Below are 15,295 nucleotides of genomic sequence, written 5' to 3'. Positions count from 1 at the left end.
GAGCATACGTTCATTGGCCTCGATGTTCACGCGGTGAACGTCGTGGGATGCGCGCTGGTCCCGGCCACCGGGGGAACTGGTCCGGGCAACCATGGCCGCGGACCCGGCCACGGTCCTGGACTGGATGCGCCGCTTCGAGGCACCGGTGAAGGCCGTCTACGAGTCCGGGCCGACAGGCTACGTACTGGCCCGGCTCCTGAGGGAAGCGGGCATTGACTGCGTGGTCGCGGCGTCATCGAAGCTGCTGCGCGCCCCGGGCGACAAGGTCAAAACGGACAAAAGAGACGCCCGCGTGTTGGCCGAGATGCTTGCACTGGGCACCGTGACCGAGATCAGGGTGCCGACCCCTGCCCAGGAAGACCTGCGGGATCTGTCCCGGTTGCGGGCAGCGGCCGCAAAGGACCTGGCCCATGCCCGTCAGCGTCTGAACGCGATCCTGCTCCGGCACGGAATCAGGTATCCGAAAGAAACAAAGTGGACCAAGGAACACGGGCTCTGGCTGCACCGGCAGCACTTTGGCTCCCCGGTGCTGCAGTTCACCTACGAGGCCGATGTCGAGCAGGCCGAACTGCTCGCAGCGCAGCTGAAGCGCATTGACCAACGCGTCGCGGCGGTTGCCAGGAACTGCCAATACACGCCGGTGGTCGATGCGTTGAGGTGCCTGCGTGGCATCGAGGTCACGACCGGGTTCGGACTCGCCGTGGAGATCGGCGACTGGACCCGCTTCACCGGGTCCTCTATCGGCTCCTATTTGGGGCTGGTTCCCAGCGAGACCTCCTCGGGCCCATCCCGGCACCAGGGACCGATCACGAAGGCCGGCAGCAAGTACGCCCGCAAACTCCTGATCGAGGCGGCCTGGCAACACCAGCGCCCGTATTCCCGGCCCGGGCTCCGCCTGGTGCGCCAACTGGACCTGGTCGCCCCTACCACCCGCATCCGCGCCTTGGAAGGCAACCACCGGCTCCACCACAAATGGGAAGTGTTCGAAGCCCGGAAGAAACGACCCGTCACAGCCAACACCGCGATCGCCAGGGAACTCGCCGGCTGGTGCTGGTCTCTGGCCGCGCCCTTGCAGCAGGGGGAACGCATGACCGCGGCCTGATAAACGTGCCATCCGGGCGCATGGCGGACGTGACGTGGCAGCACTTTGGGGCTAACTCGAGAGAGCGACTATGAGCAAACGGGCGACACCGTTGACGCTTGATCTTAGACAGCGATACGCCCCAGCCGAACAATCGTCATGCGGTAATCCAACCCGCGAATATCAGTCTGACACTGCCAGTCGCATACAAGACTCGCCAGCACAACCGCCACACCCGGACGGCACCAAAGGAAGCGGCCCCCCGCGCAAAGCCGGGAGCCGCTCACCTCTGCCTATTGACAAAACTTCCTACATATCAGTCGTCGAGGTAGGTGAAGTATTCGGCGCCCGGGTTCCATGACACCGGGAGCAGAAGGGTTCCGGTTGAGGGGTTCAGGGCGATTCGGCGATGGCTGGCCCGCGTGCTAAGACGGCCAGAGCCGGGGCACATCGAGAAGCAGTTGCCGGTCGCGTACGTGCTCGGCCTCGCACTGCTGTCGATGAGCGTGCTCATGGTCGGCGACATTGTCGTGCCGCTCAGCTCGGGGCTGTTTGGAACCACAGAAGGCCCCGATAGAGACCATCGTCCGACCAGCAACAGACCACAAACCGACCCACGGAGGGATCAGTACCATGACCGACCACGACGAGACCACCGACGGACCCCAGAAGGACCAGCGTGGGTCTGGCGAAGGCCCCGAGAAGACCAGCATCGTCGCGCGGCTCAAGCAGCTGCACGAAGAGCGACCGGCGGTTTTCGCTTTCGGGCTCATGGGCTTTTCAGTGCTTGCACTCCTGCTCGGACCCTTCTTATGGGGGACATCAATTTTCCGTTCACGGAAACGAGACCGTAGAGGCACGCAGGGCAGCGACAAAAAAAGAGACCTCGCCGGCGACAGCTGAAGCTGTGCCAGGGAGGTCTTGCTGTGCTGGTGGATTCCAGGCCGACGGGGTGTTCAGTCGATGCCATGCTCGGCCGACAGGGCTGCCAGATCGTGGCTGAGATCTTCCATCGCGGCGATGGCGGCCATGGTGCACTGCTGGGTCGCAGGGCAGCAGAGCGAACGGCGCAGACCTGCTCCGACGATCTCGACGGCCGGCATGTACTTGAAGAGCATGCGGTACATGCGCGAATCCTGGCCGTGGCCGAGCTGGTGCCGGATCGAACCGGCGTTGTCCTTCAGGTCGCTGGCCTTGATGAGCAGCGCCCGGGAACCGGAGTTGGCAAGCCGCGTGAGGTGCTCCTCGTAGGAGGTGCTGCCGTTAGGGGTGGTCACCGCCCCAACGAGCACCGAGGCGCGCCGGCCGTACAGCCGTGCCAGGCAGCCCAGGGGATCCTCACCCGGCTGGCCGAAAGCAGCAAGCAGCTCTTTGCTGCAGTCCTCGACGACATCATGCAGCAGTGCTGCGGCAATCAGTTCAGCGTCGGTGACGCCCCAGCGCAGGAGGCGCAACGCCACGCGCAGCGGATGCTCGATGTACGGCACGCGAGGCATGTCTCCCCTGATGAAGCGGGTCTGCTTCCGGTGCAGGAACGAGGCCCTCGCAGCTGCGCGGGTCACGAGCTCCGTGTTCGTGGTGCCGGGCATGAGGTGTTGGATCTCCCGCTCGAGTTCGAACACGAGCATCGCAGGGTCCATTTGCTTGAGCGGGACACGCGTCGTGGTCAGGGTGGTCATGGCTCTTCCTTTGTTCGGGATGGTTCTCTTGCTGTTGCAAAACACCAGGCGCTGCCCCGCAGCGCGTGGACCCGCCTCAGAGACAGAGCGAGAGCCCCGACCCCGCGCCGGAGCGCAGGAGCCGGGGCTCTGGTGAGATCAGGCAGGGCGACTGGTCATTGGTGCTGGCTGGGCTGGGTGTCGTTGTGACGGCGTAGCCGCGCAGCCCAGGTCTTCAGGCCCAGAAGTCCAGCAGCCCAGACCGCACCGGACAGGACCACGAGCACCACGCTCGCCGTCCAGTGACCGGTCCAGGCGCTGGCTGCGATCGCGGGCAGCAGGGCGAGGACGTTCAGCACGATCCCCGTGACGAGGAGCGTCCTGCCGACACTCCGGCGGATCCGCTCGCGGCGGCCGGTGGTCTGCATCGTGTCAGGCATGGTGGTTCACGCTCTTTCGTCGTGGGATGTGTTCTCTCAGAGCTCGATCCGCTTGCCGCGGGCGAGCTCGGCAGCGGGGATGCTCAGCCGGTAGCCGCCGACCGGGTAGCTGGGGTGGTCGCTGGCGACGACGGCGCAGTTCCACCAACCGGCGTGGCGCTTGCGAGGACGGGGTTCTTCCTCGCCCTCGGTGCGGGCCTCGCCGCGGTATTCGATGGGCACCACGACGACGCGGTGGCCTGAGCCCCGCTCGGTGGCGTGCCAGGGCAGCTCGATGAGCAGGTCCTGGGGCCACTGCTCGATGGTGACCGGCAGCTTGGACAGTTCGTGGTTGGCCGAGCCCTCGGGCGACTGCGCGAGGCGCTGGGCCTCCTGCTCGGCGGTCTCGACGAATCCGATCTTCTCGAGGAAGGACATGGTGATCAGTGCTCCTGGTTCATGGGTTGGGAGTCGACGGGTCAGCCTCAACGCTGGACTCGCCGCGGATGAGATCAGCCAGTGCCTGGGCGTAGGCGTCTTTGGCCCGTTCGATTGCAGCCTGCTCGTAGAGTGAGTGGATCTTCTCGCCGGCGGCGATGCGGTCCTCGACCTCGTCCATTGCTATGACGGCGGCGGCGAGCTGGACCCGGGCCTGAGCCTCGGCGCGCCGCAGCTCCGGGTAGAAGGCCTTGCTCGTGGCGAGCCGGTGGACGGCGGCAACGCGTTGAGCTTCAGCGTCGAGGTCGGGCTCGGAAGTGGTGGCAGTGGACACGGTGATCCCCTCTTGTTTGATGAAGTCGTTTGTTCGATGCCGGACCTGGATCAGCTGCGCTGGTTCCTCAGCCCTCTGCCAGACGGCGGGCGGCCGCCTGGAAGTCCGCGAAGGTGGTCTCGGCGCGTTCTGCCCGTGTGCCGTCCGCCGTGAACGCCGTGCCGCACCATGCGGTGACGTAGCGCTGGCACAGTTCGCGGTCGGCCCGGGGGGCCTGCTCGTCGTAGACGGGCGCGCTGACGACCAGCACATCAGAGCCGAAGTCGAACGGCAGCGCGTCCTGCATGGGTGCGGCGATGGTGCTCATGGCGGTTCTCCTCGGAATCCTGTGGGGCACGGCGTTGCACTGCAGGCCGTCCTTCGTCGATGACTCCTCCGTGACAGCTCCGCTGTCACCACCACTGGCTGCACCTGAGAATCGAAGATGAAGAAGAACAACAAGAAGGTTCCAACCCCGCGCCGGCAAAGCGCGGATGATCCGCAGCATCGGCACAACCCCTCCACGCACCCTGGGATAGGGCTTTCGGCGGAGTTCAAAATTCAACAAAGGGAGAGATTCGTGGCGGGAAGCGCGGTCTATGGCAAGGGCTACCACGCAGGCAAGCAGGATGCCCGTACAGAGGACCTGATCGCCGCGGGGGTCTTGGCGGCTGCAGGTCTGGTCATTGCAGGTGGCGTCAAGGTTTACCGGAAAGTCAAAGAGGCCCACGCAACCCGGCTGGAACAGCGGCTGAAGGACATCGACGACGGAGGTAACTCCGAAGATTCCGGCCAGCAGTAAACCACGGACACAAAAAAGAGACCCCACCGCCGGAGCACGCGCTCTGACGGTGGGGTCTTCTTCAGGCGAACGTCCTGTCCGCAGCGAAGTGCTCGTGCACGGCCTCGCGGGCGGCGGGGTATTCGTCGTAGGGATCCGGGTAAGCAGCATCGAACCGGGCAGCGGTGGTGATGCCCTGGAATCGGAGCAATTCCAGGAGATCCGGCAGGTCCTGTGCACGGCCGGAGAACTCCGCGGTGTCCGCGGCGATGATCTTGGCGCGGGTCAGCGTGGGGATACTGGCCAGCTGAAGCCTGATGCACTCGTACGCTGTGTCGTCGTCGATCCAGCGCGCCTGGTATATCGAGGCCACGAGCTCAGCGTCGTCGCCGTCCATCACGTTGTCGTTGTTGATCCAGTCGCGCTCCAGGTTCATTTCGTCGGCCACCTCATGGATGGCCGCCGTGACCTCTGGCGCGAAATCGCCGGTGACGCTGTCGATGTCGACGGTGAATGCCCGGTCCGCAGCACGGATGCCGTACTTCATGAGGGCGAAGCCGCCGATCGCACGGATCTGCACCGGGGCGTTCAGCCCCAGGCACTTCAGCTTGCCGTCGAGCACCTCGAGCGCCCGCTCCAGCTGGGCCAGGCTGCACTTGTGGTCGTCGTTGCTCATCTTGCTGCTCCTTCTGGTCGGGAAGGAGCGGGTGTCTCCTTCGAGTCCAGATCCGGATCGGCTGTGCCGATCTGACGAGCCGCCAGGAAAGAGACGAGCCCGGCACCAGGGGCTCTCCCCCGTGCCGGGCTCTGTTCAGGCTCAGTGCATGCGTTCGATGCGCGTGGATCCGGACCCGTCCTGCAGGCCGGTGGCGCAGTCGTACCAGAAGCCGTTGGGGAGGCGGACCAGCGTGTGCGCCTCACGTCCCGGCCAGTTGCCGGCAGCTGCGATCGCGGGTACCGCCCGGCGGTCCATTACGCTGCTCACCCCCAGCTCCTCCACGACCTGCGGGTCGCGGACGTACTTCGTGGTGGAGCCATTGCGGGGATCGCACGGGACCTGCTTCATCCAGGCGGGGTGGTCGAGGACCCTCTTGACGAGGACCTTGTCGCCGACCTGGAGTTCGTCCAGCTCAGAGGGTGCTGTAGGGATGGGCATGTGGTTCTCCTGGTTCGTAGTCTGTAAGTGCAGCAGCTCAGCCGCGGCCGATGGAGGAGCACTGTGAGTGCGCACCGGCATGCAGTGCCACGGCGTTGTCAGCCGCCGTGCGGTACTCGGGGATCCGCTGGGGCTCCGGCTCGCCCTTGGGGAACCAGGGCATGGCGTAGCCGTCGGTGACCTCCTGTCGCGCGGCGTCGTTGTGGGCCGGTGTGATGACGTAGGCGAGAGAACGGCCATAACGGTCAGTTCTGTCTGCCCCGGGGTCGAACTCGATGGTCACTGGCATGCCCTGCGGCAGGATGCCGCCAAGATGATCAGTGGCGGCCCTAGCGCCGCACTCGGGCTCGGCATCCTTGTGATAGTTCATTTCGGGCGCGTCGATGCCCAGGAGCCTGACTGTGTGCTCGGGGATTCCGATATGCTTGTCGGTCGCCTCGAGCAGGCCGGCCACCGGCAGCACGGCGACGGTGTCGCCGTCGATGACACGGATGACTTTGGTCTCCACGCTCGCCGGTTTGCCAGAGGACACCTGTCCCGGGTCCTGGGCTGCCGCAGTGCTGGTGGACGGCGTACCCGGGACGCCGGGGGCCTTCGGCAGGTCCTCGCAGCCGGTCAGCGTGACGATACAGAGCACGGCGGCGATGAGGCCGCCGATGACAGATCCGGAGGGGGTGCGCTTCATGGGGGTTCCTTGCTGGAGTGGTCGTCGGGCGCTCTGGCCGGGGTGGCAGGCGAGTTTCTCCACGGGCACGCCCGAGCCAGCTGTGCTGGCTGTTCCGGAAAGAGAAAGACAGGACCCCCGGCCCTGAGCGATGCGCTCGGTGCCAGGGGTCCAGTGAGAGAGATCAGTTGCCTGCCGCGACGGATCCGGAGTCGATGGGTTCGACGATGAAGACGCCGTCGGGCTCGCCCGTGAGCTCAGCAGCGAGCCGGCTCAGTGACTGGGCGTGGTCGAGCCTGGTACCGGCCCAGACACGCCGGCCAGCGTCGAAGTGCTCTGCGGCTTTCCTGGTCTCCTGTTCGGCACCGAGCGAGGCGATGTGTGCGAGCTTGCGGCGCACGTCCGGGCTGAGCTCGCGGATCAATGCGCTGCGTCCCTTGTGCGTCATGCCGAGCAGCATGCCGTTGCTGATGGGTCCGGTGTACATGGCGGTTTCCTTGCTGGTCAGGGTTGTTCAGGTCCGCGGGCGACGAGCACGAGGCGCGAGCCGCGAGCCGCGGACGAGATGGGCCTCACCGCCGACGGTGAGGACGTGGACAGTGCTGCCCACCGAGGGCCGCACCTGCTCGACGACGGCTGTGCCGCCATCCAGATCGGGGTTCAGGTCGCGCAGCGCGACCCGGTCGCCCCGGCGCAGCATCCGGGCGCTCTTGCCGCCGAGGATGCGGTGGCGCTCGGTCGAGCGCAACAGAGCCTCCTGGACCGCAGGACCGCCGTCTTTGACGATGTCGAGGAAGGCGGGGGTGATGGTGTCGGTCATGGCAGTGCCCTCCTGGCTGGTGCAGCTGATGGATCGCGCGGGCCTGTACGACCCTGGGTCTGTGGCGCTCACGGGGATCGAACCCGTGACCTCTCGTGCGTCGCCCTGCAACGGGCCTGTTGCCTGGGTCTGCCCGACCAGGGAGTGATGCGGAATCGAACCGCGGGCAGTCAGAACGCCGAGTGCTCTGCCGCTGAGCTAGAGCGCCGTGGGCCGGTTCCGGGAAGGAGCCGGCGAGGGTTGTGAGGAAAGGGACGAGGAGCCGTTCGCTACTCACTTCCAGGTCGGTGCCCGCAGGGAGTCCGGAGCCGTGCAGCCGTCGCACGGCCTGGCCGCTGGCGCGAGGTGGTGCTCGACGAGATGGGACAGGAACCGGACTCCGACCTCGACGTCCGTCGTGAACGACTCGTCATCGGCCGTGCCGACGATCTGCGCGGAGGCGACCGTCGAGTCGATGTCCAGGTCGATGACCAGCTGCAGGGCGAGGCCCGGCGCGGGGCCGATCAGCTCGACGAGCACCTGGTAGTCCGGCTCGCACGAGTGCGAGACCCAGCCGACGTGGCGCTCGAGCTCGTCGGCGTCGTCGGCGGCGTTCAGCTCCTGGCAGACCGGTGCGACGGCGGACAGGAAGCCGGTGAGGGTGTGGTCGTGGTTGCGGTGATGACGGTGCTGCACGGAGGTCGACATGGCCCCTCCTCGGTCGATGGGCGGTGATTAGCGGATCTCGGAGTAGCCGCACTCCGGGCAGGTGTGGGTGCAGGCGCAACCGCTCCGGCCGGCCCGTTCGCGGGCCGTGGCGGGAGCGTCGGACTCCATCGGCGAGCCATCGTTGGGGCAGCTAAGACCAGACATCGCGGACCTCCAGTGAAGTGTGGGCAGGACGGGGACGTGGTCCTTCGTCGTCAGATCCGGATCGGCTGCGCCGATCCCCTCCGCACCGCCCAGGAACGAAACCTGAACGAAAAGACAGCGCCCCGCTACGCCGCTGCTGCCGGAAGGCAGAACAGGACGCGCGGGGCGCTGGTAGGCCGGAGCCACGGAGATCTCCAGGGACGCGCTGCGGGGATCAGCCACAACGCTGGGGAATCGAACCCGTTCCGTGGCCGGTCCGTGCAGTTGTCCACTGGCGCACGCTGATGATCAACCAGCGTGCTGCGGGATCGAACCGCTCTGCACGGAAGTTTTCAGCGCCGGATCCCGACCGCGGCCTTGCTCCGTCTGGTGAGGACCAGGAACTGGAAGAAGGCGACGGCAGCCGACTCACCGAGGAAGTAGTGCACTTCTTCCATCGTCATCCCGCTGGGGTCGAAGTCGACGATCCGGGGATACGCCTCGGCAAGGATCCGCGCCGCTGCGGGAAGCCCGGCAGCCGGCTGGACCTCGGCAGCGGGCTCGAGCTGGACGACCAGGCTCATTCCGGATCGTCCAGGTCCATCCGCCCGGTGACGGTGCGGAAGCGCTCTACGGGGCGGGTGCCGCCGTGATCGGCGACGAAGACCTGGCTGGCGTGCAGGCGCAGCTTCTGGATGACGGCGGTGACGACGTCGTCGACCATGGCCTCGACATCCGGTCCGGGGTGGTCGGTGATCGCCGAGCCGACGAGGTCGGTAAGCCCTGCGCGCAGGGCATGGTCATGATCGGTGGCCTCGATGGTCGCGTCGGCGACGATCTGCATGGCGGAACTCCTTCTCTCGGCTGATGAAGTGGGGGCAGGGCAGGATAGTGGCCAGCGAAAGCAAATCCCCATCCGAGCAGCGCGAGGCTCCTCGAACGGGGACCGCCGGCGTGCGTGACCCGCCTATTCGGTTGTTATTCAGTTGTGGGCTGTGCTTGCTGCGGGGTGCGCTTCTCAGGAGAAGGGCAGTTCCTCGCTGTGGACGGCGCTGGCGACGGCCGGCTGCGGTGCGGCGGCGGCTGCGACGGGAGCCGGAGCCGGCTGGGTCTGCAGGGCCTGGTTCTGCGCCTCGGCGGCAGCGACGCGCTCGTTCACGCGGGCCTGGGTCACCGAGCGGGGCTCGAGGAACGTGATGTCCTCGACGACTGCCTTGAGCTCGAAGACCTCGACGCCGTTCTTGGTGTAGCGGTCCTGGCGCAGCTTGAGGTTCACGGCCACGAGGTCACCCTTGTGGATGCTCGCGAACGGGCCGATGCCGTTGGTGGTCGCGCGCACGAAAGCCTCGACCGGCACAGCGTCAGCGCCGCGGTTGCCCTGGCTGTCGGTGTAGTTGTGGTCGGCCATCAGGGTGAAGGCGACCTTCTTGGAGCCGTCCTGGTTGTTGAAGACAACCGGGTCCTTGGTCAGGCGGCCGATGACGGTGGCGGAGTTGCGGGGGTTCGACATGAGTGTTTCTCCTCGTTGTGCACGAAACGCGCGGGCAGTGTCCCTGCTCCGCGCGTGATGGTGAGTTGAAGTGTTCGGTTGTCTCTCAGACCCCCATCCGGATCAGCTGTGCTGATCAGACGATGATCTTTCGAATGAAGACTCGGATCAGCTGTGCTGATCGAGCGCTCCTAAGTGCTCCTTCCGGATCAACTGCGTTGATCCCAGATGGCCTTGCCCTGTCCTGCATTACGGGTCCCGCATCAGCTGTGCTGATCGAACCCGGTCCTCCCGGTCCCCGGCCAGCCCGGTGCTGCCCGGAGATCCCAGAGCTCAGCTTCGATCTGGTCGGCCGCGGCGACGTCGCCACTCGCGCAGGCCCGCCGGTAGTCCTCCTCCAAATACGCGACCCGCACGTCCCGCTTCGGGAACCGCCGCCGGAACAGCGACCAGCCCATCCACGCAACGCAGATCATGAAGGCCAGAGTGGCGATGAATACACCGGCGCTCTCGATGACGTTGTCCATCGTGTTCCTCCTGTCTGCTTCAGACCCGCAGCCGTCGGCGGACCAGGTCCACGAGCGTCGGCTCGGGTGCTTGTCCTTGGGCCTGCTGCAGCTGCAGCCAGGCCAGGACGTTCTGCGGGTCCTGGGCCTCGAGCTGGCGGCGCGCGACCTCCAGCTGTTCCTCGCCGAGGGCGAGCATCCGTCCCTGGAGCTGTTCGATCTTCTCGAGGTGGCCGGTGCTCAGCTTCAGGATGCTCAGCGCATGGGTGTCCGCGGCCATCGGAGCGTCACCTCGACTTCGTGGGCGGTGGAGGCGAACGGGCCGACGGTCACGGAGCGCATGATGCGCACGAGCCCCGCCTCCTGCAGGCGCTCGGCCAAGCCAGTGTGTTCCGACCAGTCCTTGATGAACACTCGCCCCGGGCCGGCTACGAGGCCATATGCCTCGAGGTTCACCGAGATGCGCTCGGGGGCCTCCTCGGTCAGGAGTACGAGGCTGCGCTGGGCGTCGGCGTGCTGCAGGGTGCCCGTGAGCTCGATGACGCCGAAGTCGACGGCGACGCTGTGCTTGATGACGGGCGGTGCGATGGTCTGGTCCATGGTTCTTCTCGCTTTCGATGCCTGCACGGGCAGGTGAATGGTTGTTGACCCCGGGCCGCCGTGGCTTCGTTGCCGGGCTGCGGCAGGAACGGTGTGTCCGGCGCTTCTCGCGACGGCCCGGGGCTGTTCGTGGTGCGGCGGTGGGCCGCATGAAGTCTTGACCCAGCCCCGCAGGAGGCCAGGGAGCCGGAAGGAGTCTCTTTAGATTCCCCGGCGGGCCCAGTCGTAGACCTCGGCGGGACCGCGACGGGACCTCGCGGAGCCCTGGCCCTGCCCCTGGATGAGACGAAGGGTCGGGCGGGCGGTGGGTACAGGAATGGGAACGAGTGAGCTGTTTGCCTCCTCGGCCTGCGGCTGCTGTGCTGCCGCCTTGTCTGTATGTCTGCGCCGGAGCGCAGCCTCGGCCTCGGCGTAGAGGCAGATGAGCCCGAGCACAAAGACGGCGAGGAGCACGATGAGGGCCCAGCTCTGCAGTGGTGTCATGGGCATGAGCGGGACGCTCCTTCGCTGGTCGATGGTTCAGTCGATGAGTCCCCCGGCGCAGCTGCGCTGCGTCGCTGCATCCCTGCCCCGGGTCAGGAGGCCCGGCGGGCAACGGTGTGCCCACAGGCGAGGTACGCGATGTCGTAGAGCGGGGCCGGGCCCCAGGCGGCCTTCCAGGCCGCGGGCAGCGGCAGCGGCTCTGTCGTACGCAGGACGACGTCCTGCGGCATGCCAGGGATGCCGCCCTCGACATCGGGCACCGGATCGTCCCCGGGGGTGCAGCCGCCGCACCACTCCTGTTCGGGCAGGAGCGCAGCGGCGGCCTGCAGTTGGATCTGCTGTGCGATGGCGTCCGACGGCCGTGCGTCGTCGATGACGTCATGGAGGGGGCGGGCGATCGTCATGATGGAGTCCTTCGGTCTGTGTGCGGTCAGTGGGATGAGCGGGATGGCAGCCACCCGCGTCAGGGCCGCCGGCTCATCCCACGGCGAGCTGCGTGGCCCGCGACCAGCTGCCCATCCGGAACCGGATGGTGGCCGCCGGCGGGACATGGGTCCGGCAAATGCCGTCGGTGCCGCCGGTGCGCCAGGCCTCGTAGGCGAGCACGGCGATGGAGCCGGTCTTGATCCAGCACTCGCGCAGGGCGTCGAGGATCATCTCCTCGGTCCACTTCGTGGTCGCGCCCTGGAAGTGCAGCGGCTGCTCGGTGGTGTTCAGGCCCGCTCTCTCCAGGGCTGCATTCCAGGAGCCGAACCGGCGCTCCAGCAGCGGCGCGGATGGTTCGTCGTCGTGTCTGCGGCGGATGTAGTCGTTGCGCGGGAGGCTGTCCCGGTCCGCGGCGCAGCGCAGGAGCGCGTCGACCATCTGCTGTTCGGTGTAGGTCTGGACAGGCCCTTGGAAGGCTCGGGCCGGCTCTGCGGGGTCGAACGCCGTGCAGGCGTAGCCGTTTCCGGCCAGCGCGTGGGAAATTGTGTGCTCCGAGATCCAGTGATCGTCCGTGTGCGGATCGGGGTTCTCGCACTGCACGCCGCCGCTCTCGTGGTGCTGGCACGGCAGGTGCTCCTGCACCTGCGGGTCTGCGATCTGGCAGCGCGGCATCAGGTCCGTCGGCACAGTCGTCCGGGTCATTGGCAGTCCCTCTCTCGCTCGGCGTCGTCCGGGCGCGGCAAGCCGTCCCGACCCGGCCCACCCAGGGACCGGGTGACGCGCTCGGGACGCGTCGAGCACCCGTCCGGATCAACTCCGTTGATCCCTCCCAGCCCAGCTGCCCCTTGGCGATACCAGACATTGCCAGGGCCTGGCGCAGACCTTCTGTCAGCCGTCTTTTATGTCGCTCTTCGCGCATCATCCAATAGACCATTCGATTGGCCTATCGGATAAGATGTACTGGAAGACCAGTCGGATGCGGGCTCTGTGCCATCCGGCGCAGACATCGACCCGACAGGAGAGGCCATGGCGATGAAGACCCCGATGACGAGGAAGGCGGCATTGTCCGCCGCCGCACTGGCGGCGCTGGGCAGCCTGCTCGCCGGATGCTCCGCCGGCTCAGAGACGGCGCAGCCGTCGCCGAGCCCGAGTACCAGCGCGGCGAAGGTGACCAGCGAGGACCTCGGCAAGGCGCTGGACCGGCTCGTGTTCAAGGGCACCGGGGCCAAGAGCACCGACGGCGGCGCGTGCCTGGTCCGCGCCGCCCAGGACAAGAAGCTCTCGGACGCCGCGCAGGCCTACATCGTGGGCAAGGGCAGCGACGACATCGCCGCGGTGGCAAATGGCCTGCGCGAGGTCAGCGCGATGGACGCCGCGATCATGCTCTCCCCCGAGCTGCGCGACAAGTTCGACGCTTGCGTCGACGCGGTGATCCCGCCGACCGCTGCCCCGGGTGCCACGACCAGCAAGGACGGCAAGGATCAGGTCTACGCGCCGCCGAAGCAGGGACAGGAGCTCCCCCAGGCCCGGCAGCCGGATCTCACGCCGAAGTTCCCGGTGCCGCAGGGCACGAGCATCAATTCCTCCTCGCAGCTGACCGTGGGGCTGGTTTCGACGTTCTCCTCCTATGCGCTGAACGAGGATCAGAAGAAGACATACGCAGCCTCAGGCGAGTGCCTGGCGGGCGTCGTCTTCCAGGCGGGGTTCTCGCAGGAGACGCTGCGCTTCCTCGCCGGCGGCGCACCAATAGGGGCCGGCTCGATCTCGGACTTCCTGCCGAATGAGGAGGACAAGAAGATCTGGAAGTCGAAGGACTTCACCTCGGCACTCGTGGACTGCACGGCCAGTGCGACAACGAAGGGCAGGAAGGCCTGACGGGCATCAAAACCTGCGCCAGGCCGGTCGGAAAACAATGCACCCCGGGAAGCTGATGCTTCCTGGGGTGATCTCTTTTCATTGGGTCAGCCGGATCAGCACGATGCCGGGAAATGTCCGCCCGCCGCAGTCCTCAGTGCGTTGGTAAAACGGATATTGACGGGGTCAGCGGTGTCGAACCAGTCCACGGCGGCGAGATCCTGGACGTTCATCACGAAGAGCTGCTGCCAGTTCTGCCCAAGTACCTCAGTGTCCGCCGGGTTGGCATAGCCGAGGGCGTCACCCTTGATCGGAACTGGTTCACTGCCGAAGAAGTCCAGCGTCGACCACAGGCGGTGCCGGCCGTTCTGCAGTGGTTCGAACCAGGGATCCATGCGCACGGGTTCATCCATGCTGAACCACTTTTGGACGATCTTCTTCTCCTGGGCGGTCAGGTCCTCAGTGTCGATCCGGACCAGTCCGTGGGCTCCTTCGTCTTCTTCGTCCCGCTCCCACTCGCTGGCGGCCAGTGCCTGGGAGACCTTGATGACAGCTTGTGTCACGAGGCCCCAGCGAATCTGCTCGCGATCGTCCCAGCGTTGACGCCCGTCCTCGACATCGGGATCGACGGGTACGAATTTACGGATCTGCCCGGCGTCGGCGCGCCACCAGAATTTGGGCTCGGAAATAAAAATGTCAGTCATGATCCCCCTCGTGCTGTGCTGGCCCGACGGAAATGGTCCGTCGGTGATGTTTCAGCTTTGCATGCACGTATGACATAGAAGGCCCACGCCACGGTGAGAGCGATTGTCTGGTCTTGGGTCTCATTTCAAGCGCATAATTTGGCTACTTGCGTCGCTCAATATAAGCCGTGATTCCTCAACACGGGCGTGGACTTCCTTGGAAATCTCACGGCGACGTCTGTTCCACTATCTGAGGAGTAGCTATGCCTGACAGGTCCGAGCACGTTCTATCTGACATCCTCGCCCCGGGGCTTCACGTCGTCGTTGTTGGCACGGCAGTCGGGAATGTGAGCGCCCGGGAGGGGCACTATTACTCCAATATTCAGAACTCGTTTTGGCGGCGACTGTTCCTTGCTGGGCTCACTGACGTGATCCTCCGCCCGAAGGATGAACTCCAACTCCTCGAGTACGGGGTTGGTGTTACAGACCTGAACAAGACGGTGGCTCAAGGGAACAACAGAGGCATTGCCTACGACCATCAGGGATTCCTGGATCGTGTACTACCTTTGACTCCGGCATGGGTGGTCTTCAATGGGGCGGAGCACGCCAAGAAGCACGCGCGCTTCAACGGGCATAGGTGCGACGGTTTTGGGGTACAGGAATGGAAGATGGGCGAGAGCCGCGTTTTTGTGGCACCTGGCAGCTCTCCTCAAGTAAGGGACGCGCGGTTGTGCAAGGACAGTGCCGGTGCGAGGCGTGCGGCCATCGACTATTGGCTGGAGATGGGCCAGCTTGTCAGCGCTTCCCATCTCGCCGCACACATCGGTGTTCTCGGCGACGTGCGGGTTGGAGAAACTGATCGGCAGTAGTGGATCAGGGGCCGTGCCTTGCTGCGTGTCCCTTGTCGCTATTTGGGCTGGTTACATCTCTCGGTCCGGGACGCGGATGGCGATTGCCCGGGATTCTTCCGGGATTTTTGCCTGGGCGGCGGCCAGTGCGGTGTCGTAGTCCGCCCCTGTGGCGGTGACGTGGGTCATTTCACCCTGGGCATTTTCAATAGTCAATTCAACTTCCATGGTTCTGAGCATAGGGC

29 protein-coding genes and 1 tRNA gene are annotated in these 15,295 nt (G+C 65.9%); 5 read left to right on the top strand and 25 right to left on the bottom strand.

The features are described from left to right. The first annotated feature begins 91 nt into the window (after window positions 1-91). Window positions 92-1,102, top strand: a complete 1,011-nt coding sequence (locus tag AC1DJW_RS03195) for an IS110 family RNA-guided transposase (RefSeq protein WP_476900684.1) — start codon at window positions 92-94, stop codon at window positions 1,100-1,102. 295 nt (window positions 1,103-1,397) lie between these two features. Here the strand turns inward: AC1DJW_RS03195 and AC1DJW_RS03190 are convergent, their stop codons facing one another. After that, a complete protein-coding gene (locus tag AC1DJW_RS03190; RefSeq protein ID WP_476900683.1) occupies window positions 1,398-1,595 on the bottom strand; it encodes a hypothetical protein in 198 nt (65 codons plus the stop codon). A gap of 119 nt (window positions 1,596-1,714) precedes the next feature. Between AC1DJW_RS03190 and AC1DJW_RS03185 the strand changes: the two genes are divergently transcribed. Beyond that, window positions 1,715-1,984, top strand: a complete 270-nt coding sequence (locus tag AC1DJW_RS03185) for a hypothetical protein (protein ID WP_476900682.1) — start codon at window positions 1,715-1,717, stop codon at window positions 1,982-1,984. 53 nt (window positions 1,985-2,037) lie between these two features. Here the strand turns inward: AC1DJW_RS03185 and AC1DJW_RS03180 are convergent, their stop codons facing one another. The 5 genes from AC1DJW_RS03180 to AC1DJW_RS03160 form a co-directional block, all read right to left on the bottom strand. Continuing rightward, window positions 2,038-2,760, bottom strand: coding sequence for an HD domain-containing protein (locus AC1DJW_RS03180; protein WP_476900681.1), 723 nt, complete (start codon window positions 2,758-2,760; stop codon window positions 2,038-2,040). 155 nt (window positions 2,761-2,915) lie between these two features. Next, window positions 2,916-3,179, bottom strand: coding sequence for a hypothetical protein (locus AC1DJW_RS03175; protein ID WP_476900680.1), 264 nt, complete (start codon window positions 3,177-3,179; stop codon window positions 2,916-2,918). A gap of 36 nt (window positions 3,180-3,215) precedes the next feature. After that, complete coding sequence (locus tag AC1DJW_RS03170) at window positions 3,216-3,596, bottom strand: hypothetical protein (protein WP_021473549.1); 381 nt, start codon at window positions 3,594-3,596, stop codon at window positions 3,216-3,218. 19 nt (window positions 3,597-3,615) lie between these two features. After that, window positions 3,616-3,930: a hypothetical protein gene (locus AC1DJW_RS03165; RefSeq protein ID WP_476900679.1), complete on the bottom strand. Its 315-nt coding sequence runs from the start codon at window positions 3,928-3,930 to the stop codon at window positions 3,616-3,618. A gap of 67 nt (window positions 3,931-3,997) precedes the next feature. Beyond that, window positions 3,998-4,237: a hypothetical protein gene (locus AC1DJW_RS03160; protein ID WP_476900678.1), complete on the bottom strand. Its 240-nt coding sequence runs from the start codon at window positions 4,235-4,237 to the stop codon at window positions 3,998-4,000. Window positions 4,238-4,489: 252 nt separating this feature from the next. On the opposite strand from AC1DJW_RS03160, the gene AC1DJW_RS03155 reads away from it, so the two are divergent. After that, window positions 4,490-4,711, top strand: a complete 222-nt coding sequence (locus tag AC1DJW_RS03155; RefSeq protein WP_056387604.1) for a hypothetical protein — start codon at window positions 4,490-4,492, stop codon at window positions 4,709-4,711. Window positions 4,712-4,772: 61 nt separating this feature from the next. Here AC1DJW_RS03155 and AC1DJW_RS03150 read toward each other — a convergent pair whose 3' ends face one another. The 17 genes from AC1DJW_RS03150 to AC1DJW_RS03070 form a co-directional block, all read right to left on the bottom strand. Next, on the bottom strand, window positions 4,773-5,366 hold the full coding sequence (locus AC1DJW_RS03150) for a hypothetical protein (protein WP_476900677.1): 594 nt from the start codon (window positions 5,364-5,366) through the stop codon (window positions 4,773-4,775). A 141-nt stretch (window positions 5,367-5,507) separates the two neighbouring features. Further along, window positions 5,508-5,846: a hypothetical protein gene (locus tag AC1DJW_RS03145; protein WP_071416399.1), complete on the bottom strand. Its 339-nt coding sequence runs from the start codon at window positions 5,844-5,846 to the stop codon at window positions 5,508-5,510. Between the two features lie 37 nt (window positions 5,847-5,883). After that, the gene (locus AC1DJW_RS03140; protein WP_476900676.1) at window positions 5,884-6,531 is read right to left on the bottom strand and encodes a thermonuclease family protein; all 648 of its coding nucleotides are present in this window, start codon (window positions 6,529-6,531) and stop codon (window positions 5,884-5,886) included. A 163-nt stretch (window positions 6,532-6,694) separates the two neighbouring features. Further along, window positions 6,695-6,997, bottom strand: a complete 303-nt coding sequence (locus tag AC1DJW_RS03135) for a hypothetical protein (protein ID WP_142938842.1) — start codon at window positions 6,995-6,997, stop codon at window positions 6,695-6,697. A 27-nt stretch (window positions 6,998-7,024) separates the two neighbouring features. Beyond that, window positions 7,025-7,330 (bottom strand): hypothetical protein, encoded by a 306-nt coding sequence (locus tag AC1DJW_RS03130; RefSeq protein WP_476900675.1) that lies wholly within the window; start codon window positions 7,328-7,330, stop codon window positions 7,025-7,027. A gap of 62 nt (window positions 7,331-7,392) precedes the next feature. Further along, window positions 7,393-7,538, bottom strand: a tRNA-OTHER gene (locus AC1DJW_RS03125). A gap of 65 nt (window positions 7,539-7,603) precedes the next feature. Beyond that, on the bottom strand, window positions 7,604-8,005 hold the full coding sequence (locus AC1DJW_RS03120) for a hypothetical protein (RefSeq protein WP_476900674.1): 402 nt from the start codon (window positions 8,003-8,005) through the stop codon (window positions 7,604-7,606). Between the two features lie 39 nt (window positions 8,006-8,044). Then, window positions 8,045-8,404 (bottom strand): hypothetical protein, encoded by a 360-nt coding sequence (locus tag AC1DJW_RS03115; protein WP_476900673.1) that lies wholly within the window; start codon window positions 8,402-8,404, stop codon window positions 8,045-8,047. A 110-nt stretch (window positions 8,405-8,514) separates the two neighbouring features. Then, window positions 8,515-8,745: a hypothetical protein gene (locus AC1DJW_RS03110; protein WP_476900672.1), complete on the bottom strand. Its 231-nt coding sequence runs from the start codon at window positions 8,743-8,745 to the stop codon at window positions 8,515-8,517. Then, the gene (locus tag AC1DJW_RS03105) at window positions 8,742-9,005 is read right to left on the bottom strand and encodes a hypothetical protein (RefSeq protein WP_476900671.1); all 264 of its coding nucleotides are present in this window, start codon (window positions 9,003-9,005) and stop codon (window positions 8,742-8,744) included. The genes AC1DJW_RS03110 and AC1DJW_RS03105 overlap by 4 nt, the downstream gene beginning before the upstream one ends. A 174-nt stretch (window positions 9,006-9,179) precedes the next feature. After that, window positions 9,180-9,671: a single-stranded DNA-binding protein gene (locus AC1DJW_RS03100; protein WP_021473537.1), complete on the bottom strand. Its 492-nt coding sequence runs from the start codon at window positions 9,669-9,671 to the stop codon at window positions 9,180-9,182. A 242-nt stretch (window positions 9,672-9,913) separates the two neighbouring features. After that, window positions 9,914-10,177, bottom strand: a complete 264-nt coding sequence (locus AC1DJW_RS03095; RefSeq protein ID WP_476900670.1) for a hypothetical protein — start codon at window positions 10,175-10,177, stop codon at window positions 9,914-9,916. A gap of 19 nt (window positions 10,178-10,196) precedes the next feature. Further along, entirely contained in the window at window positions 10,197-10,436 is a 240-nt protein-coding gene (locus AC1DJW_RS03090) for a hypothetical protein (RefSeq protein WP_476900669.1), read from the bottom strand. Next, entirely contained in the window at window positions 10,412-10,756 is a 345-nt protein-coding gene (locus AC1DJW_RS03085) for a hypothetical protein (protein WP_476900668.1), read from the bottom strand. Before AC1DJW_RS03085 ends, AC1DJW_RS03090 begins: the two co-directional genes overlap by 25 nt. Before the next feature lie 201 nt (window positions 10,757-10,957). Further along, the gene (locus AC1DJW_RS03080; protein ID WP_476900667.1) at window positions 10,958-11,245 is read right to left on the bottom strand and encodes a hypothetical protein; all 288 of its coding nucleotides are present in this window, start codon (window positions 11,243-11,245) and stop codon (window positions 10,958-10,960) included. A gap of 86 nt (window positions 11,246-11,331) precedes the next feature. Then, window positions 11,332-11,643, bottom strand: coding sequence for a hypothetical protein (locus tag AC1DJW_RS03075; protein WP_056387641.1), 312 nt, complete (start codon window positions 11,641-11,643; stop codon window positions 11,332-11,334). A gap of 73 nt (window positions 11,644-11,716) precedes the next feature. After that, window positions 11,717-12,367 carry a homing endonuclease associated repeat-containing protein gene (locus AC1DJW_RS03070; protein ID WP_476900666.1) on the bottom strand — a complete coding sequence of 217 codons (651 nt, stop codon included), beginning with the start codon at window positions 12,365-12,367 and terminating at the stop codon, window positions 11,717-11,719. Between the two features lie 324 nt (window positions 12,368-12,691). On the opposite strand from AC1DJW_RS03070, the gene AC1DJW_RS03065 reads away from it, so the two are divergent. Further along, on the top strand, window positions 12,692-13,540 hold the full coding sequence (locus AC1DJW_RS03065) for a hypothetical protein (RefSeq protein ID WP_476900665.1): 849 nt from the start codon (window positions 12,692-12,694) through the stop codon (window positions 13,538-13,540). Window positions 13,541-13,635: 95 nt separating this feature from the next. Here the strand turns inward: AC1DJW_RS03065 and AC1DJW_RS03060 are convergent, their stop codons facing one another. After that, the gene (locus AC1DJW_RS03060) at window positions 13,636-14,223 is read right to left on the bottom strand and encodes a hypothetical protein (RefSeq protein WP_476900664.1); all 588 of its coding nucleotides are present in this window, start codon (window positions 14,221-14,223) and stop codon (window positions 13,636-13,638) included. 242 nt (window positions 14,224-14,465) lie between these two features. Between AC1DJW_RS03060 and AC1DJW_RS03055 the strand changes: the two genes are divergently transcribed. Continuing rightward, window positions 14,466-15,071: a mismatch-specific DNA-glycosylase gene (locus tag AC1DJW_RS03055; protein ID WP_476900663.1), complete on the top strand. Its 606-nt coding sequence runs from the start codon at window positions 14,466-14,468 to the stop codon at window positions 15,069-15,071. A 51-nt stretch (window positions 15,072-15,122) separates the two neighbouring features. Here the strand turns inward: AC1DJW_RS03055 and AC1DJW_RS03050 are convergent, their stop codons facing one another. Further along, window positions 15,123-15,266 carry a hypothetical protein gene (locus AC1DJW_RS03050; RefSeq protein ID WP_476900662.1) on the bottom strand — a complete coding sequence of 48 codons (144 nt, stop codon included), beginning with the start codon at window positions 15,264-15,266 and terminating at the stop codon, window positions 15,123-15,125. Between the last annotated feature and the right edge of the window lie 29 nt (window positions 15,267-15,295).

The organism is Arthrobacter sp. 05L417, assembly GCF_056397865.1.
This window is presented reverse-complemented; position numbering and strand designations above follow the sequence as displayed.

Excerpts from the sequence above, each read along its gene's own strand:
- AC1DJW_RS03195 (WP_476900684.1), top strand. The coding sequence starts at position 92 with ATGGCCGCGGACCCGGCCACGGTCCTGGACTGGATGCGCCGCTTCGAG.
- AC1DJW_RS03095 (WP_476900670.1), bottom strand. The coding sequence starts at position 10,177 with ATGGACAACGTCATCGAGAGCGCCGGTGTATTCATCGCCACTCTGGCC.
- AC1DJW_RS03105 (WP_476900671.1), bottom strand. The coding sequence starts at position 9,005 with ATGCAGATCGTCGCCGACGCGACCATCGAGGCCACCGATCATGACCAT.
- AC1DJW_RS03185 (WP_476900682.1), top strand. The coding sequence starts at position 1,715 with ATGACCGACCACGACGAGACCACCGACGGACCCCAGAAGGACCAGCGT.
- AC1DJW_RS03180 (WP_476900681.1), bottom strand. The coding sequence starts at position 2,760 with ATGACCACCCTGACCACGACGCGTGTCCCGCTCAAGCAAATGGACCCT.
- AC1DJW_RS03140 (WP_476900676.1), bottom strand. The coding sequence starts at position 6,531 with ATGAAGCGCACCCCCTCCGGATCTGTCATCGGCGGCCTCATCGCCGCC.
- AC1DJW_RS03110 (WP_476900672.1), bottom strand. The coding sequence starts at position 8,745 with ATGAGCCTGGTCGTCCAGCTCGAGCCCGCTGCCGAGGTCCAGCCGGCT.
- AC1DJW_RS03135 (WP_142938842.1), bottom strand. The coding sequence starts at position 6,997 with ATGTACACCGGACCCATCAGCAACGGCATGCTGCTCGGCATGACGCAC.
- AC1DJW_RS03080 (WP_476900667.1), bottom strand. The coding sequence starts at position 11,245 with ATGCCCATGACACCACTGCAGAGCTGGGCCCTCATCGTGCTCCTCGCC.
- AC1DJW_RS03175 (WP_476900680.1), bottom strand. The coding sequence starts at position 3,179 with ATGCCTGACACGATGCAGACCACCGGCCGCCGCGAGCGGATCCGCCGG.
- AC1DJW_RS03055 (WP_476900663.1), top strand. The coding sequence starts at position 14,466 with ATGCCTGACAGGTCCGAGCACGTTCTATCTGACATCCTCGCCCCGGGG.
- AC1DJW_RS03085 (WP_476900668.1), bottom strand. The coding sequence starts at position 10,756 with ATGGACCAGACCATCGCACCGCCCGTCATCAAGCACAGCGTCGCCGTC.
- AC1DJW_RS03075 (WP_056387641.1), bottom strand. The coding sequence starts at position 11,643 with ATGACGATCGCCCGCCCCCTCCATGACGTCATCGACGACGCACGGCCG.
- AC1DJW_RS03150 (WP_476900677.1), bottom strand. The coding sequence starts at position 5,366 with ATGAGCAACGACGACCACAAGTGCAGCCTGGCCCAGCTGGAGCGGGCG.
- AC1DJW_RS03060 (WP_476900664.1), bottom strand. The coding sequence starts at position 14,223 with ATGACTGACATTTTTATTTCCGAGCCCAAATTCTGGTGGCGCGCCGAC.
- AC1DJW_RS03130 (WP_476900675.1), bottom strand. The coding sequence starts at position 7,330 with ATGACCGACACCATCACCCCCGCCTTCCTCGACATCGTCAAAGACGGC.
- AC1DJW_RS03160 (WP_476900678.1), bottom strand. The coding sequence starts at position 4,237 with ATGAGCACCATCGCCGCACCCATGCAGGACGCGCTGCCGTTCGACTTC.
- AC1DJW_RS03190 (WP_476900683.1), bottom strand. The coding sequence starts at position 1,595 with ATGAGCACGCTCATCGACAGCAGTGCGAGGCCGAGCACGTACGCGACC.
- AC1DJW_RS03145 (WP_071416399.1), bottom strand. The coding sequence starts at position 5,846 with ATGCCCATCCCTACAGCACCCTCTGAGCTGGACGAACTCCAGGTCGGC.
- AC1DJW_RS03100 (WP_021473537.1), bottom strand. The coding sequence starts at position 9,671 with ATGTCGAACCCCCGCAACTCCGCCACCGTCATCGGCCGCCTGACCAAG.
- AC1DJW_RS03170 (WP_021473549.1), bottom strand. The coding sequence starts at position 3,596 with ATGTCCTTCCTCGAGAAGATCGGATTCGTCGAGACCGCCGAGCAGGAG.
- AC1DJW_RS03065 (WP_476900665.1), top strand. The coding sequence starts at position 12,692 with ATGGCGATGAAGACCCCGATGACGAGGAAGGCGGCATTGTCCGCCGCC.
- AC1DJW_RS03070 (WP_476900666.1), bottom strand. The coding sequence starts at position 12,367 with ATGACCCGGACGACTGTGCCGACGGACCTGATGCCGCGCTGCCAGATC.
- AC1DJW_RS03090 (WP_476900669.1), bottom strand. The coding sequence starts at position 10,436 with ATGGCCGCGGACACCCATGCGCTGAGCATCCTGAAGCTGAGCACCGGC.